Source organism: Shewanella sp. JNE2 (assembly GCF_023159115.1).
Taxonomy (GTDB): Bacteria; Pseudomonadota; Gammaproteobacteria; order Enterobacterales; family Shewanellaceae; genus Shewanella; species Shewanella putrefaciens.
This window is the reverse complement of sequence record NZ_CP096169.1, coordinates 2,454,278-2,469,454: the sequence shown is the minus strand read 5'-3', so window position 1 is coordinate 2,469,454 and position 15,177 is coordinate 2,454,278. Positions and strand designations below refer to the sequence as shown.

Annotated in this window: 7 protein-coding genes; all 7 read left to right on the top strand. The window is 43.5% G+C overall.

The annotated features are described in order from the left end of the window. Positions 1-43 precede the first annotated feature (43 nt). Positions 44-2,593, top strand: coding sequence for an aminopeptidase N (pepN, locus tag MZ182_RS11035; RefSeq protein ID WP_248066075.1), 2,550 nt, complete (start codon positions 44-46; stop codon positions 2,591-2,593). Positions 2,594-2,638: 45 nt separating this feature from the next. After that, entirely contained in the window at positions 2,639-2,854 is a 216-nt protein-coding gene (locus tag MZ182_RS11030) for a DUF2835 domain-containing protein (RefSeq protein ID WP_025007815.1), read from the top strand. Positions 2,855-3,192: 338 nt separating this feature from the next. Further along, positions 3,193-5,235 (top strand): DUF1302 domain-containing protein, encoded by a 2,043-nt coding sequence (locus MZ182_RS11025; RefSeq protein ID WP_011919423.1) that lies wholly within the window; start codon positions 3,193-3,195, stop codon positions 5,233-5,235. A 13-nt stretch (positions 5,236-5,248) separates the two neighbouring features. Next, complete coding sequence (locus tag MZ182_RS11020) at positions 5,249-6,613, top strand: DUF1329 domain-containing protein (protein WP_011789143.1); 1,365 nt, start codon at positions 5,249-5,251, stop codon at positions 6,611-6,613. Between the two features lie 53 nt (positions 6,614-6,666). Next, on the top strand, positions 6,667-7,680 hold the full coding sequence (locus MZ182_RS11015) for a WD40/YVTN/BNR-like repeat-containing protein (protein ID WP_248066072.1): 1,014 nt from the start codon (positions 6,667-6,669) through the stop codon (positions 7,678-7,680). Between the two features lie 32 nt (positions 7,681-7,712). Continuing rightward, positions 7,713-10,028, top strand: a complete 2,316-nt coding sequence (locus tag MZ182_RS11010) for an efflux RND transporter permease subunit (RefSeq protein ID WP_011789145.1) — start codon at positions 7,713-7,715, stop codon at positions 10,026-10,028. Between the two features lie 264 nt (positions 10,029-10,292). Then, the gene (locus tag MZ182_RS11005) at positions 10,293-15,137 is read left to right on the top strand and encodes an NAD-glutamate dehydrogenase (RefSeq protein ID WP_248066069.1); all 4,845 of its coding nucleotides are present in this window, start codon (positions 10,293-10,295) and stop codon (positions 15,135-15,137) included. The last annotated feature ends 40 nt before the right edge of the window (positions 15,138-15,177 follow it).

Below are 15,177 nucleotides of genomic sequence, written 5' to 3'. Positions count from 1 at the left end.
ATGGCGCGTTTTTCTTATTAAGCTCAGAGTTAAAGGGATCGAAATGACGCAAGCACAAGCCAAGTACCTTAAAGATTATCAAGCCCCGCTATTCACTATTGATACCATTGATTTAGTCTTTGACTTAGCGGGTAAAAACACGCGTGTTAAAGCGACAAGTACTGTTAAACGTACTTCATCACATACACATCCCTTAACGCTTGATGGTGATGATCTTGTTCTTGAATCGGTAACTATCAATGGCGAAGCTGTGCCTTACCAAGTCGGTGCTGGATACTTAACTCTTGAAACCACCCTCGATGAGTTTGAGTTGGCGATAGTGACTAAGCTGGATCCTGAGGCAAACTTAAGCCTTGAAGGTTTGTATATGTCCGATGGTGCTTACTGTACTCAATGTGAAGCAGAAGGTTTTAGGCGTATTACCTATTTTCTCGACCGTCCCGATGTACTTGCCAAATATACTGTGCGAATAGAAGCGGATAGTGCGGCATTTCCATTTTTACTGAGTAACGGCAACTTAATTGACCAAGGGCCATTAGAGGGTGGGCGCCATTATGTGTGCTGGCAAGATCCGTTTCCGAAACCTGCTTATCTGTTTGCCTTGGTCGCAGGGGATTTTGATATGCTAGAGGATGAATTTATCACCCGTAGTCATCGCAAAGTGATACTTCAAGTATTTGTTGATAAAGGTAATCTACATAAAGCAAACCATGCGATGGCGTCTCTTAAAAAGTCGATGGCTTGGGATGAATCACGGTTTGATCTCGAGTATGACTTAAATATTTATATGATAGTGGCCGTCGACTTTTTCAATATGGGAGCCATGGAAAACAAAGGCTTAAATATCTTTAATACCAAATATGTGCTTGCTGATACCTTGACTGCTACGGATGAAGATTACCACGGTATTGAGTCAGTTGTCGGGCATGAGTATTTCCATAACTGGACGGGAAATCGGGTGACTTGCCGTGACTGGTTTCAGTTAAGCTTAAAAGAAGGGTTAACCGTATTTCGTGATCAGGAATTTAGTTCCGATTTAGGTTCACGGGCGGTGAATAGAATTCACGCAATTAAAGTGATCAAGAATCAGCAATTTGCTGAGGATTCAGGCCCAATGTCCCATCCGATCCGTCCTGAATCAGTGATTGAAATGAATAATTTTTACACTGTTACTGTGTATAACAAAGGTGCCGAAGTGATTCGAATGATGCACACTTTGCTCGGCGAAACTCAATTTCAGGCAGGAATGAAATTGTATTTTAAACGTCACGATGGTCAAGCTGTGACTTGTGATGATTTTGTGGCTGCGATGGAAGATGCCAGCGGAGTTGATTTAACCCAATTCCGTTTGTGGTATAGCCAAGCAGGTACCCAGATAGTGACGGTAACAGACTGTTTTGATGCAAGTTCAGGTACTTATCAGCTTAGTCTTAAACAGACATTAGCGGGCTGTAAATCTCCATTACATATTCCCTTCAGCATTGAACTCTTAGATACCAAAGGAGTGTCATTAGTTAATGAAGTACTTGATTTTAAAGAGGCAGAGCAGGTTTTCAGTTTCGAGGGATTAAGCCATAAACCGGTAGTTTCATTACTGCAGGATTTTTCAGCACCCGTAAAATTGCATTATAACTTTAGTGTCGAACATTTAGTCCATTTGATGCGTTTTGCCAGCAGTGACGTTGCGCGTTGGGAAGCCTCTGTCACCTTGGTAAGCCAAGCTATTTGGCAGAATGTTACTCATCTACAACAGCAGCAAGCGATGACTCTGGATGAGAGGGTGCGTGATAGCTTCAAGGGTGTGTTGCTTGATACTGTGCTAGATCAGGCTTTAATTGCTGAAATTTTAGCTATTCCATCCGCATCAGCCTTGATTGAGCAGGTTGAAACCGTTGATTTAGATGCATTAGTCTGTGCTCGGGAGTTTGTATTAACTGAACTTGCCTCATATTGTGAAGATGAGTTAGTTGCGCTTTATCGTTCACTGTTGACCGTGGAAAGTACTCAGGCTCGCGCTCTTAAAAATCAATGTCTAAATTGGATGAGCCGAGTTTCCGTTGGCGCTGAAGATTTTGTCATATCCCAGTTTGAAAACGCGACTAATATGACGGATTCCCTCGGTGCTTTAATGGCCGCGAATGTTGGTGATTTGCCTTGTCGAAGTGAATTAATGGCAACATTTGAACAGCGTTGGCGAGATACTCCGCTAGTGATGGATAAATGGTTTATGTTGCAAGCAACGCGTAATGCAGATGATGTCATTGATAGTTTACGTCAATTGCAACAACACAGCAGCTTTAGTATGAGCAATCCTAATCGGGTACGCTCACTCATTGGCAGTTTTGCCGCAGGCAATATTGACCAATTTCACCGTGCCGATGGAAAGGGGTATGCTTTCTTAACGGAATGCTTAATCACATTAAATCAACTCAATCCTCAGGTGGCTGCACGAATGGTGATACCATTAATCCAATTCAGTAAATTTGATTTAGCACGTCAAATGCATATTAAGGCTTGCTTAGCGCTGCTCTTAGCGTTGCCCGATTTGTCTAAAGATATGTATGAGAAAGTATCTAAAGCGTTGGCAAATTAGGATTCTGTAGGAGGAGGGCGGCAGTGTATGTCGCCCCATTTATTGATGGAATTTTACTTCAAATTAACGATCAGCTATCGAGACTTTTTGCCTTACTATCAGGGTATTGCTGATAAAGTGGAAGTACGCGAAAGCCAAGGTCGAATATTATGGATCAATGGGCGCCATTTTCGACGTTTTTTAACAGAAGAGGGGATCCACGGCTATTTCAAATTAGTTGTAGATGATAAGGGACAATTTGTTTCATTAAATCGTGTTTAATTCATATTTATTTATTGTTACTTAGAGCAATTACTTTAAACGGGTGGATGAATATACATTTTATGAAGTAACAATTTGTCGCTCTTTATGTTAATGAATATTATGATTTTTTAGTGTTTTTTGCCCTCAGCCTTTTGTCTTACCCTTTTCTAATTTAAATCCTCTCTGACAAATCTATGACATAAACATGTCTACGTGCTTAATTCTTTAGAAAATTTTCTCTAATAGTGCCTTGCTCAAGGGGATTAATTGCTGTAACAATGATGTTACCTGTGAGCTAACAAGATGTTGGTTGTAATTCCTAAAACAAAGAATCCAGCAGGGTACGGAGAGCTAAAATGAAAATGGTTAAAAATAGCTTTAACAAGTCGGCGCTTGCTTTGGGGGTGGCGTCGGCATTGAGTTTATTAACAGTGGCAAGTGTTAATGCAGTCTCATTTGATTGGGGTGAGGTTAAGGGAACATTTGACTCAACTTGGACTGCTGGCGCGAGTTGGCGTGTTGGAGACCGTGATTGGTCTGGTCAAATTGGTAAAGTGAATCAGCCTCAATTTGATTGGTCTAACTACAGCGCATTTGGGAATACTAAGTATACCTCTACAGAGATCTGGGCTCAGCCAGGCTCTTATTCAAGTAACAACGATTTAAGTAATTTACTTTATTCTCAGGGTGATACTACTTCTGAGATCTTCAAAGGCTTACATGAGTTATCACTTAAGTATAAAAACTATGGCCTATTTGCCCGCGGTATGTATTTTTACGATCGTAAATTAAACGACGGTAATTATGACTACAACGACCCGATAACAGGTAAAGCATTTGATCCTTGTGATGATAACCGAGCATCTGAAGTTCAATGTAAGGATATTCGTCTACTTGATGCTTTTGTTTACGGTAATTTCGATTTAAACGATGGTGCAAACCCTTTATCCATTCGTTTGGGTAACCAAGTGGTTTCATGGGGGGAAAGTACGTTAATTGCCCATGGGATCAGTGAAATTAACGCTGTTGATTTAAATATCCTTAACGCACCAGGCGCAGAGTTGAAAGAAGCTTTTAGACCTCAAGGCATGGTGTGGGCATCCCTTGGGATCACTGATTCGTTAACAGTTGAAGCTTTCTATCAATACGATTGGCAACCCATTTGGGTTCCAACGCCAGGCTCCATTTTTGCGACCAATGATTTTGCGGGTTTTGGTGGTTATGCCCAAAATGCACAGCTTGGCTTTAACGCGAACCCAGATATTAATCTAGACTTCGTGATGCAAGAGTATGAACTCTTAGCAGGAATGATTGCCAGTGGTCAGACTATCCCAACAGCACAATTGGTGTCTATGGGATTAGCTTACCCAACCAAAGTGACCTTAGTGCAGGATGAACAAGAGCCTAGCAACGGTGGGCAATACGGTATTAAGCTGGGTTATTATGCACCTTCACTCGGCGAGACCGAATTTGGGTTCTATTTTATGAACTACCATAGCCGTAGACCATTGATCAGTGGTACAGCGGCTGATTTCAGTACAGGGGCTATCATAGCTGATCTGGCAACGATAGGCCAAAACTCAGGCAATATTAATCGCGAACTGTTACTGAGTTTGAAGAGCTTTTCCAAGGCTCAAATTGTCTACCCAGAAGATATTAAGCTGTATGGCTTTAGCTTTAACACCTTGATTGGTGATACTTCTGTCGCTGCGGAAATCGCCCACCGTCAAGATGAGCCGTTGCAGATTGATGATGTGGAATTGTTGTTTGCGGGTATGCCACAGCAGTTAGCCAATGCTGGAATACGGCCTGATCTTGATGGTATTTCCCAGATAAAAGATGTTAAACCAGGAGAAACCGTTGATGGGTTTATTCGCTTGGATACGACCCAAGCGCAAATGACCTTAACACACTTATTTGGCCCAACATTAGGTTTAGATAACTTAACTATGTTGGCCGAAGTCGGTGGTGTGTGGATCCATGATATGCCTGGTTTTGATGAACTGCGTCTCAATGGACCTGGCACTTCGCGCTCTGGTGGTAATCCAGATATGCCTGGAATTATTCAAGCACTGCACAATGGTCCAGAAACCAACCCATTCCCAACCGATTTTGCTTGGGGATATCGCATTGTTGCTAAAGCTGAATTTAATAACCTATTTGCGGGTGTGAATATGTCTCCAAGGGTGATTTTCTCCCATGACGTCGACGGTATCACACCAGATCCTATGTTCCTTTTTACGGAAGGACGTAAATCAGTTGCACTAGGTCTTAATTTTGACTACCAAAACCGCTGGGGTGCAGATCTGTCCTATAACAACTTCTTTGGCGGTGTGGGTACGACGAATGCGATGGCAGATCGTGATTATGTTTCATTCAATATCAAGTATTCGATCTAAAAGGATTAAAACAATGAAGAAACTGACGATATTGGCGAGTGCAGTCATAATGGCACTTGCAGCGCCTGTTGTAATGGCGAAAGTCTCAGAGGCTGATGCAGCAAAACTAGGTAATGAATTAACGCCATTGGGTGCTGAAAAAGCGGGTAATGCCGATGGCTCTATTCCGGCGTGGGATGGTGGTATCACGCAACCTGTTGCAGGCTATACCAAAGGAATGCATCATCCCGATCCTTTTCCTGAGGATAAAATAGAATTCACCATTACGAATGCTAACAAAGCAGAATATAAAGATTTTTTAACGCCAGGTCAGCTACGGTTATTTGAACTTTATCCTGACACATACAAAATGAATGTCTACAAGACTCGCCGAAGCGCATCCGTGCCTCAGTTTGTCTATGATGCCACTAAAGCAAACGCGACTCGCGCTGAGTTAGTCGCACAAGGAAATGGCTTGTCAGGTGCATCGATTGGTATTCCATTTCCTATTCCAACTAATGGGTTAGAGGCTATTTGGAACCATATTTTACGTTTCCGAGGAGTGGATGTTGAGACGACTCGTAGCCAAGCAGCTCCGACCGCTGATGGGAACTTTACCTTGGTTGAAATGGCTGAAGAGCTTCGTTTTGAATACTCGCGTCCTGAGATCACCTTAGAACAGTTAAAAGCCAACAATACCTTATTCTATTTCAAGCAAGTGGTGACTCAACCCGCTCGTTTGGCTGGAACAGCCCTCTTGGTTAAAGAAACCATGGATCAAGAAGCATTGCCACGCCAAGCTTGGACCTATAACACGGGGCAGCGTCGTGTACGTAAGGCACCAAACGTGGCCTTTGATACTCCAGGTACGGTTTCGGACGGTTTACGCACTACGGATGACTTCGATATGTTTAACGGCTCTCCAGTGCGTTATAACTGGGAGTTGATTGGCAAGAAAGAAATTTATATTCCGTATAATGACTATAAATTGCACTCAGACAAGCTGAAATATAACCAAATTTTAAAAGCGGGTCATATTAATCCTGAGTATGTTCGTTGGGAAAAACACCGTGTTTGGGAAGTGAAGGCGACATTAAAACCAGGAATGCGCCACATTTATAAAACCCGTGTGATGTACCTAGATGAAGATTCATGGCAAGTATCTGTTGCCGATTTATATGATAACCGTGATGAGTTATACCGTGTCGCCGTTGCCCATGGTTTGAACTATTACGAAGTACCGACGCAATGGAATACTTTAGAGGTTTTCCATGATTTACAGTCTCGTCGTTATTTGGTGATGGGCTTAGACAACCAAAGTGGTATGTATAACTTTGATGCCAAATTGAGCGAAGCAAACTTTACCCCAGACGCCTTACGTCGTGAAGGTATTCGTTAATCGCCAAATATTAAGGGGCGCTAAGCGCCCCTCATTAGTTTAAGGAAGTTTGTATGTCGTTTCGCATCCTTCACTGTGTTACTGCGCTCAGTCTCAGTTGTTTATTTAGTTCTTCTTTGTTTTCTGCGACATCAGTTACGCCGCCATCTCAAATTCAACCTTTGGCTAGCTCATCACTAATATTAGACATTGCCGATACGGGTCAACGCTTAGTCGCGGTGGGTGAGCGTGGGCATGTACTGGTTTATGATAACCATTGGCAACAAGTGATTACGCCTACATCGGTTCAGTTAACTAAAGTGTTTTTTATTAATAGCACATTAGGTTGGGCTGTTGGACATGACGCAACGATTTTGCATACACAGGATGGCGGTCAAACATGGCAACTCCAAATGCAATCTAGCGAGGTTGAAAAGCCTTTTCTCGATATTCTGTTTTTAAATGAACGAGAAGGTATGGCGATAGGTGCCTATGGATTGTTTTATCGTACTTGGGATGGTGGCGTTAATTGGCGTGCCGAGTTCCATGAAGAATTACTCGCCGAAGAGGATGTCGCTTATTTGGCTGAGTTAAAAGGTAGCGATGAAGCCGCCTATCTGGATGAGCGAGCTTCTTTATTACCTCATTTTAACCGCATTATCGCTTTAAAAGATGGTCGCCTAATTCTAGTCGGAGAACTGGGTTTAGTGGCTTCATCGGACGATAAGGGAATAACCTTCACCCGAACTAGTTTTGATTATGATGGTTCTATGTTTAATGCCATTGAAATGCGAGATGCAATCTATGTGATGGGGCTGAGGGGAAATATATTTAAGACCGATTTGAGTTTGGAACAATGGCATGAAATTGAGATGCCAGTACAATCTTCAATCAATGGGGTTATGGCTATCTCAGATGAAACACTCTATTTAGTCGGCAATGCGGGGGTTGTGATACAGCTAAATAGTGATGACACCAGTCGTATCGTCACTCGTCGTCAGGGGGAAAATTTAGTTTCTATCGCAAAAGATAATCAAGGGAATATGTGGTTATCAGGCAGCCAAGGGCTGTTTATTCTTAAGCCATAAAATTCTAGAACAACAATAATAGGGCCGAGAAGATGTTAGAAAAACTGGTCAACGGATTTGAATCATTTTTATTTCGCAATCGCGCATGGGTAGTCGGTATTTTTGCGTTATTGACACTGTTTTTGGGATATCAAGCTAGTCAGTTGAAAATGGATGCGGCGTTTATCAAAAATATTCCGCTAAACCACAGTTATATGCAGACTTACCTCAAACATCAAAAGGATTTTGGGGGAGCGAATAGCATTATGGTGGCCGTTGAAGATACAAGCGGCAATATTTTTAATGCAAATTACTTTGATACGTTAAAAAACGTCCATGACCAACTCTTCTTTATCCCTGGGGTCGAACGTTCACAGGTGAAATCTATTTTTTCTCCTTCAACGCGTTTTACGGAAGTGGTAGAAGATGGCTTTGCAGGGGGGCCTGTGATCCCCGCTGATTTTTCAACGACTCAAACAGGGTTGGATACGGTTCGCGATAATATTGAAAAAGCAGGGATTGTTGGGCGCTTAATCGCAAATGATTACAGTGCTGCTATGGTGTCCGCCCAATTAATGGATTTTGATCCACAAACAGGTAAACCACTGGATACTATCGCTTTTGCGGCTCAACTTGAAAATGAACTCAGAGGGAAATTCGAAACCGATAAGGTTAAAATTCACATTATTGGTTTTGCCAAAATGGCGGGTGATGTTGCCGACGGTGCCAAGGGCGTGTTGCTGTTTTTTGTGATCGCGATTTTGATCACGGCCGTGATGGTTTATCTTTTTTCTAAGTCCCTGATCCTCACTATTTTGCCTTTGGCTTGCAGCTTGACTGCGGTGGTATGGCAACTTGGACTATTAACGGTGATCGGTTTTGGTCTCGATCCCATGTCGATTTTAGTGCCATTCCTCGTATTTGCGATTGGGGTGAGCCACGGTGTGCAAATGATCAATGCGGTTAGGCGCCGAGTGATGGATGGGCAAACGACAAAAGCGGCGGCGGCATCGGCGTTTCGTAGTTTATTAGTCCCAGGCGGTGTGGCGTTACTCTCTGATACCGTTGGTTTTATTACACTGTTATCTATTGATATCGGCATTATCCGTGAGTTAGCTATTTCTGCGTCTTTAGGCGTAGGTGTGATTATTTTCACTAACCTTATTTTGCTGCCATTAGTGATTTCTTTCACTGAATTGAAAGCCGTCAAACACGCAGAGCCGACGGCTGAAGAAGTGCGTGCTGAAGCCATTTGGCGTTTTTTAGCAAAGTTTGCGACCCCTAAGTATGCTGTTGTGGTGATTATCGCAACTACAGCATTGTATTTTGTTGGTTTGCAGCAGGCTAATCAGATGAAAATTGGCGATTTGCAGGGCGGGGCTCCCGCCTTACATCAAGACTCACGGTATAACTTAGATACTTTCTTTATTACTGACCATTTTTCTATTACCACAGATGTGATGACTGTGATTGTTGAAGCGACTCCAGAGGCATGTACTTATCACGATATATTGACGCAAATAGATGAATTTGAATGGTTAGTTCGCAATACTCCTGGGATTGAATCGACAGTGAGTTTAGCTTCAGTTGCAAAAAAAGTGAATGCGGGCTTTAACGAAGGTAATCCAAGATGGGAAGTGCTACCGCGCACGACAGCAAGCTTGGTACAAGCGATAGGCCAGATCCCAACAACATCAGGGTTGTTAAATGGTGATTGTTCCGTGATGCCCGTGTATTTGTTTATGAAAGATCATAAGGCCGAAACCATCGAAACTGTTGTGGCAAAGGTGAAGGCCGTCGCGGCGAAAATGGATAATGAACAATTGCAGTTTAAGCTGGCGTCGGGTCCTGTGGGTGTGATGGCTGCGACCAACGAAGCCGTTGCTGCCGCGCAATTGCCTATGATGCTATACGTCTATGGTGCTGTTTTTGTACTTTGTTTAATTAGCTTTAAATCCTTTAAGGCGACGGTGGCGGTGATTATTCCTTTATATGTTGTTTCAACATTAGCGCAAGCCTTGATGACGCAGCTTAATATTGGGCTCGCGGTCAGTACGTTACCTGTGATTGCTCTTGGTGTGGGAATTGGTGTGGATTATGGGATTTATATCTTATCTACTATGTCGTCTAAGCTGTCTAACGGTATGCCTGTTCAGCAGGCTTACTATGAAGCCTTGGTCGAACGGGGTAGTGCGGTGATTTTCACTGGTTTGACGTTGGCGATTGGTGTGAGCACTTGGTTTTTCTCGGCGCTTAAGTTCCAAATGGATATGGGAATATTGCTTACATTCATGTTTGTGGTAAATATGCTGGGTGCAATAATTATCCTACCCGCGTTAGCCGCGGTATTTTGGCGACAAGCCAAGTAGAGTCTAGCAATGGGGAGTTTAACTCCCCATTTATATTTGAATAGTTAGTCTGTTTTTACGATTGTTTGGTCATTATTCATCCTGTATCCCTGCCTTTACTCGATTTTAAGAGGATGTACCACTAAAATTTTCCTCGAAATACAGAGGATTTAGTAATAAACTTCGCGCGATGATCCGGATCACACTAATTTTCTGAGATCGTTAAGCCGAAGCATCCAAATAATGAAAAAAAGCGCTGCCATAGACGCTTAAGGAAACAGCAACATGGCCTTGAAAGATGCAATGCCTTCAGTACTACTTGAAAATGTAGTCAGTTTAATTCACGCTAAAGTCCCTAATTCACAAGCCAAGCAAGTTGAACAGTTCGCGACCTGTCTTTACGGCCGTATGTCGAAAGATGATCTCAATGCGCGTAATGATAGCGATCTGTACGGTGCCGTTCTCAGCTTATGGAACGCTCTCAACAAAACCCCAAAAGGTGAAACTCACCTCAGAGTTTTCAATCCAAGCCAGTCAAAACACGGCTGGCAATCTACCCACTCGATTATTGAGGTTATCCAACCTGACATGCCATTCTTGGTAGATTCAGTTGGTATGGCATTGAATCGTATGGGTATTACTGCACACCTGATGTTACATACACCGTTAGCAATTGAGCGCACGGCATCTGATGTCTCTAAAGTGACCTATCTTAATCAAAATCCAAATAGCACTGAGCATGTTGCCGTTTTCTTAATTGAAATTGACCGTCAAAGTAGTACCGATGACATCAAGGTGCTCGAGCGCGAAATTAAGTCAGTGCTCGCCGATGTTGCCGCCTCAGTCAATGATTGGGCTGCGATGTCAGCTAAATTATCGGAAACCATTAAAGATTTACCTAAGCGTCCATTCCCCGGCGATAAGCAAGAGTTAGAAGAAGCAATTAACTTCCTGACTTACTTGAATAATCATCACTTTACGCTATTAGGTTACCGTCAATACGATTTGAAACGTGTTGAAGGTGACGTTGAGCTTGTGCCTAATATTGCCTCGAGTTTGGGGTTGATGAATAAGCACTCTAAAGCTCAGCCAGAACAAGGTTTACTGCTTTCTAGCTTCTCCGATAGCGCCCGTAAAGAGGCCTTAGATGATAGCTTGCTTATCTTGACCAAGAGCAGTGCCAAAAGTCGTGTCCACCGCCCAGCTTATGTTGATTATATCGGTATTAAGCGTTTCGATAAGAAAGGCAATGTGGTGGGTGAGGACAGATTTATCGGTTTATATGCCTCTAACGTGTATAACCGTAGTCCGCGTGAAATTCCGCTGCTAAATGAAAAAGTGCAACGAGTGTTAGATCGTTCAGGCTTAACACCACGTTCTCACGACTATAAAGCCCTGCTCAATATTCTTGAAAACCTCCCCCGTGATGAGCTAATTCAAGCCAATGTTGAGGATTTAGCACACACTGCTCACGGTGTGCTTGAAATGCAAGACAGAGACAAACTAAAACTCTTTGTACGTAAAGACGGTTTTGGTCGTTTCTTATCCTGTTTAGTGTATGTCTCTAAGGATCGTTACAACACTAAACTTCGTCAGGATACTCAGCGTATTTTGGCTCAGCACTTTAACAGCAAAGAAGATGTAGAGTTTACGACTTATTTCTCCGAGTCGTCCCTTGCTCGTACACACTACATTGTCAAAGTTGATAACAATAATATGGATGTCGATGTGGCTGCGATAGAGAATAATTTGATTGAAGCGGCACGTTCTTGGGAAGATAAGTTAAGCACTGCGCTTAACAATGCCTTAGGTGAAGAAGCCGGTACTCACCTTACTAAGCGTTATCTCAATGCGTTTGAACAAAGCTATAAAGAAGACGTACTGCCAAGCTCTGCTGTAGTGGATATGCAGCATTTAGAGGCTTTGGACGATGAACACAAGCTTGGCATGTTGTTCTATCAACCACAGGAAGCGGCGCTGAACGACAATAAAGTGCGTTTAAAGCTGTTCCATAAAGATGAGCCTATTCATCTTTCTGATGTGCTACCAATGTTAGAAAACTTTGGTCTGCGTGTGATCAACGAGCGCCCCTATGAAGTCACGACCTCAGATGGTTCTACCTTCTGGATCTTAGATTTCTTGATGACGGTTAAAGTGGTCAACACTGACAATATCGCCGATAGCCAAGACAGATTCCAAACTGCACTGTCACAAGTATGGCAAAAGAAACTCGAAGATGATGGTTTTAACCGCATTATTCTGGCGTCTGGCTTAACGGGCCGTGAAGTGTCGGTATTGCGTGCCTATGCAAAATACATGCGTCAAATTGATGCAACATTTAGCCAAGCCTATATCGAAGAGACCTTTGGCCGTTATCCTCAAATCGCTGATTTGCTGGTTAAAATGTTCATCCGCAAATTTAATCCTAAACTGAAGACCCGTACATTGGGCAAGTTTTTGGAGCAGATCAACTTACGTTTAGATGAAGTGTCTAGCCTTGATGATGATCGTATTATTCGTCGTTATTTAGACCTCATTAACGCGACGCTGCGTACCAACTTCTATCAGTTGGACGCTAAAGGCGAACCTAAGAGTTATATCTCGTTTAAATTCATGCCTTCCATGATCCCTGAGATGCCGCGCCCACTGCCGAAATTTGAAATTTTCGTCTATTCGCCACGGGTTGAAGGTGTGCATTTACGTTACGGTAAAGTGGCTCGAGGTGGTTTGCGCTGGTCAGATCGTCGTGAAGACTTCCGCACCGAAGTATTAGGTTTGGTAAAAGCACAACAAGTGAAAAACACTGTGATTGTGCCTGTCGGTGCTAAAGGTGGTTTTGTTTGTAAACAATTGCCGACCGAAGGTGGCCGTGAAGCCTTCTTTACCGAAGGCCAAGAGTGTTACCGTCTGTTCATCCGTGCATTGCTCGATATTACCGATAACATCGTTAATGGTGAGATAGTCCATCCTGCAGAGGTGGTACGTCACGATGAAGATGATCCTTATTTAGTGGTGGCAGCCGATAAGGGCACGGCGACTTTCTCCGATATCGCGAACTCGATCTCCCTTGAATACAATTTCTGGCTCGGCGATGCGTTTGCATCGGGTGGCAGTAACGGTTATGACCATAAGAAAATGGGGATCACCGCTAGAGGTGGTTGGGAGTCGGTTAAACGCCACTTCCGCGAAGTCGGCATCGATTGTCAAACCACTGATTTTACCTGTTTGGGTATAGGTGATATGGCGGGCGACGTATTTGGTAATGGTATGTTGTTGTCTAAGCACACTAAATTAGTTGCCGCTTTCAACCACATGCATATCTTTATCGATCCCAATCCAGATACGGCGTTGAGTTATGATGAACGGGCGCGTTTATTCGCTCTGCCACGTTCAAGCTGGGAAGATTACAACAGCAAGTTGATTTCTAAGGGCGGTGGGGTTTTCCTCCGCTCATCTAAATCAATCCCATTATCGGCAGAAATGAAGCAAATGTTGGCCACAGAGAAAACCTCTATGACCCCAACTGAACTGATGAAAGAACTGCTGAAAATGCCAGTGGATCTGATCTGGAACGGCGGGATCGGGACTTATGTTAAGTCATCCCGTGAAACCCATGCTGAAGTTGGCGATCGCGCTAACGATGCTCTGCGGGTCAACGGTGGCGAACTGCGTGCTAAGATTGTCGGCGAGGGAGGTAACTTAGGTTGTACTCAGTTAGGTCGTATCGAATATGCGGCTAATGGTGGTCGAATCAACACTGACTTCGTGGATAACGTTGGTGGTGTGGACTGTTCAGATAACGAAGTGAACATCAAGATCCTGCTGAACGCTATGGTGACTGAAGGTGAACTAACGCTTAAGCAGCGTAACCGTTTACTGGAAGAAATGACCGAAGAAGTCGGTCAAATTGTTCTGCAAGACTGTAAAGATCAAACTCGAACTATCTCTGTGACTCAAGTGCGTGGTGCTGAGCAGCTTAAAGAGCAGATCCGCTTTATCCAATATCTGGAAAAAGAAGGCAAGTTAGACAGAGCATTAGAGTTCTTACCCTCAGAGGATGAACTTGCTGAGCGTTTAGCCAGTGGTCGCGCGTTAACACGCCCAGAGCTTTCTGTACTGGTTGCCTACGCGAAAATGGTGCTGAAAGAACAGTTAGTGACGCCAGAAATCACTGAAGATACCTTATTAAGCCAATTGCTTATCGCGTATTTCCCTAAAAAACTGCAGGAAAAATACAGCGACAGAATGGCGACACACCCACTGCGTGGTGAAATCATTGCGACCTCACTCGCCAATGAACTTGTCAACGATATGGGCTTGAACTTCGTTCAACGTATGCAAGATGAGACTGGTGCCTCAGTTGCCGATGCGGCGATTTGCTACACTATGGCTCGCGAAGTGTTTGGTTTAGCTGAATTAACTAAATCGATCACTGACTTAAACTGTATCGTACCTGCTGTGGTTCAAGGTGAAATGTTGCACCAATTGCGCCGTAATATGCGCCGTGCATGTCGTTGGTTCCTACGTCATCGCAATCGCGCGTGGAGCATTGAACAAACCGTTGCATTCTTCAAACCTGTATTTGAACAAATTAAGGCCAATGTTCATTTATATCTAGTAGAAGAAGAAGCCGCGGGCATTCAAACTGAGATCAACGCCTTGATCAAGGAAAATGTGCCACAGGATGTTGCGACCTTAGTAGCTAACATGAGTACCTTATTCTCAGCGTTAGATATTGCACAAATTGCCCAAGCTGAAGATAAGACAGTGGCGTTGGTTGCTGAAACTTACTTTAAACTCGGTGCTCGTGTTGAGTTACACTGGTTCCTAGAACAGATCAGTGCTCAACCTGTGGCGAACCATTGGCAAGCACTGGCTCGTGCAGCCTTTAGGGAAGAGTTGGATTGGCAACAACGTGCGTTGAGTTCAGTGGTCTTAAGAACCTGCAGTGCAACCTGTGACGCCCAGAGCGTGATTTCTCAATGGATTGATTCTAATCAAGCCCTATTGGAAAGATGGTTCCATATGCTAGCTGACTTCAAGACATCGCAAATCCATGAGTTTGCTAAGTTCTCCGTCGCCCTACGTGAACTTAATCTTCTGATCCTTCATTGCGAAGGCCAAAAGTAAACTTTTATAATAATCAGAAGCCCTGGCGATCGCCGGGGCT

Excerpts from the sequence above, each read along its gene's own strand:
- pepN (WP_248066075.1), top strand. The coding sequence starts at position 44 with ATGACGCAAGCACAAGCCAAGTACCTTAAAGATTATCAAGCCCCGCTA.
- MZ182_RS11020 (WP_011789143.1), top strand. The coding sequence starts at position 5,249 with ATGAAGAAACTGACGATATTGGCGAGTGCAGTCATAATGGCACTTGCA.
- MZ182_RS11030 (WP_025007815.1), top strand. The coding sequence starts at position 2,639 with ATGGAATTTTACTTCAAATTAACGATCAGCTATCGAGACTTTTTGCCT.
- MZ182_RS11025 (WP_011919423.1), top strand. The coding sequence starts at position 3,193 with ATGAAAATGGTTAAAAATAGCTTTAACAAGTCGGCGCTTGCTTTGGGG.
- MZ182_RS11015 (WP_248066072.1), top strand. The coding sequence starts at position 6,667 with ATGTCGTTTCGCATCCTTCACTGTGTTACTGCGCTCAGTCTCAGTTGT.
- MZ182_RS11010 (WP_011789145.1), top strand. The coding sequence starts at position 7,713 with ATGTTAGAAAAACTGGTCAACGGATTTGAATCATTTTTATTTCGCAAT.
- MZ182_RS11005 (WP_248066069.1), top strand. The coding sequence starts at position 10,293 with ATGGCCTTGAAAGATGCAATGCCTTCAGTACTACTTGAAAATGTAGTC.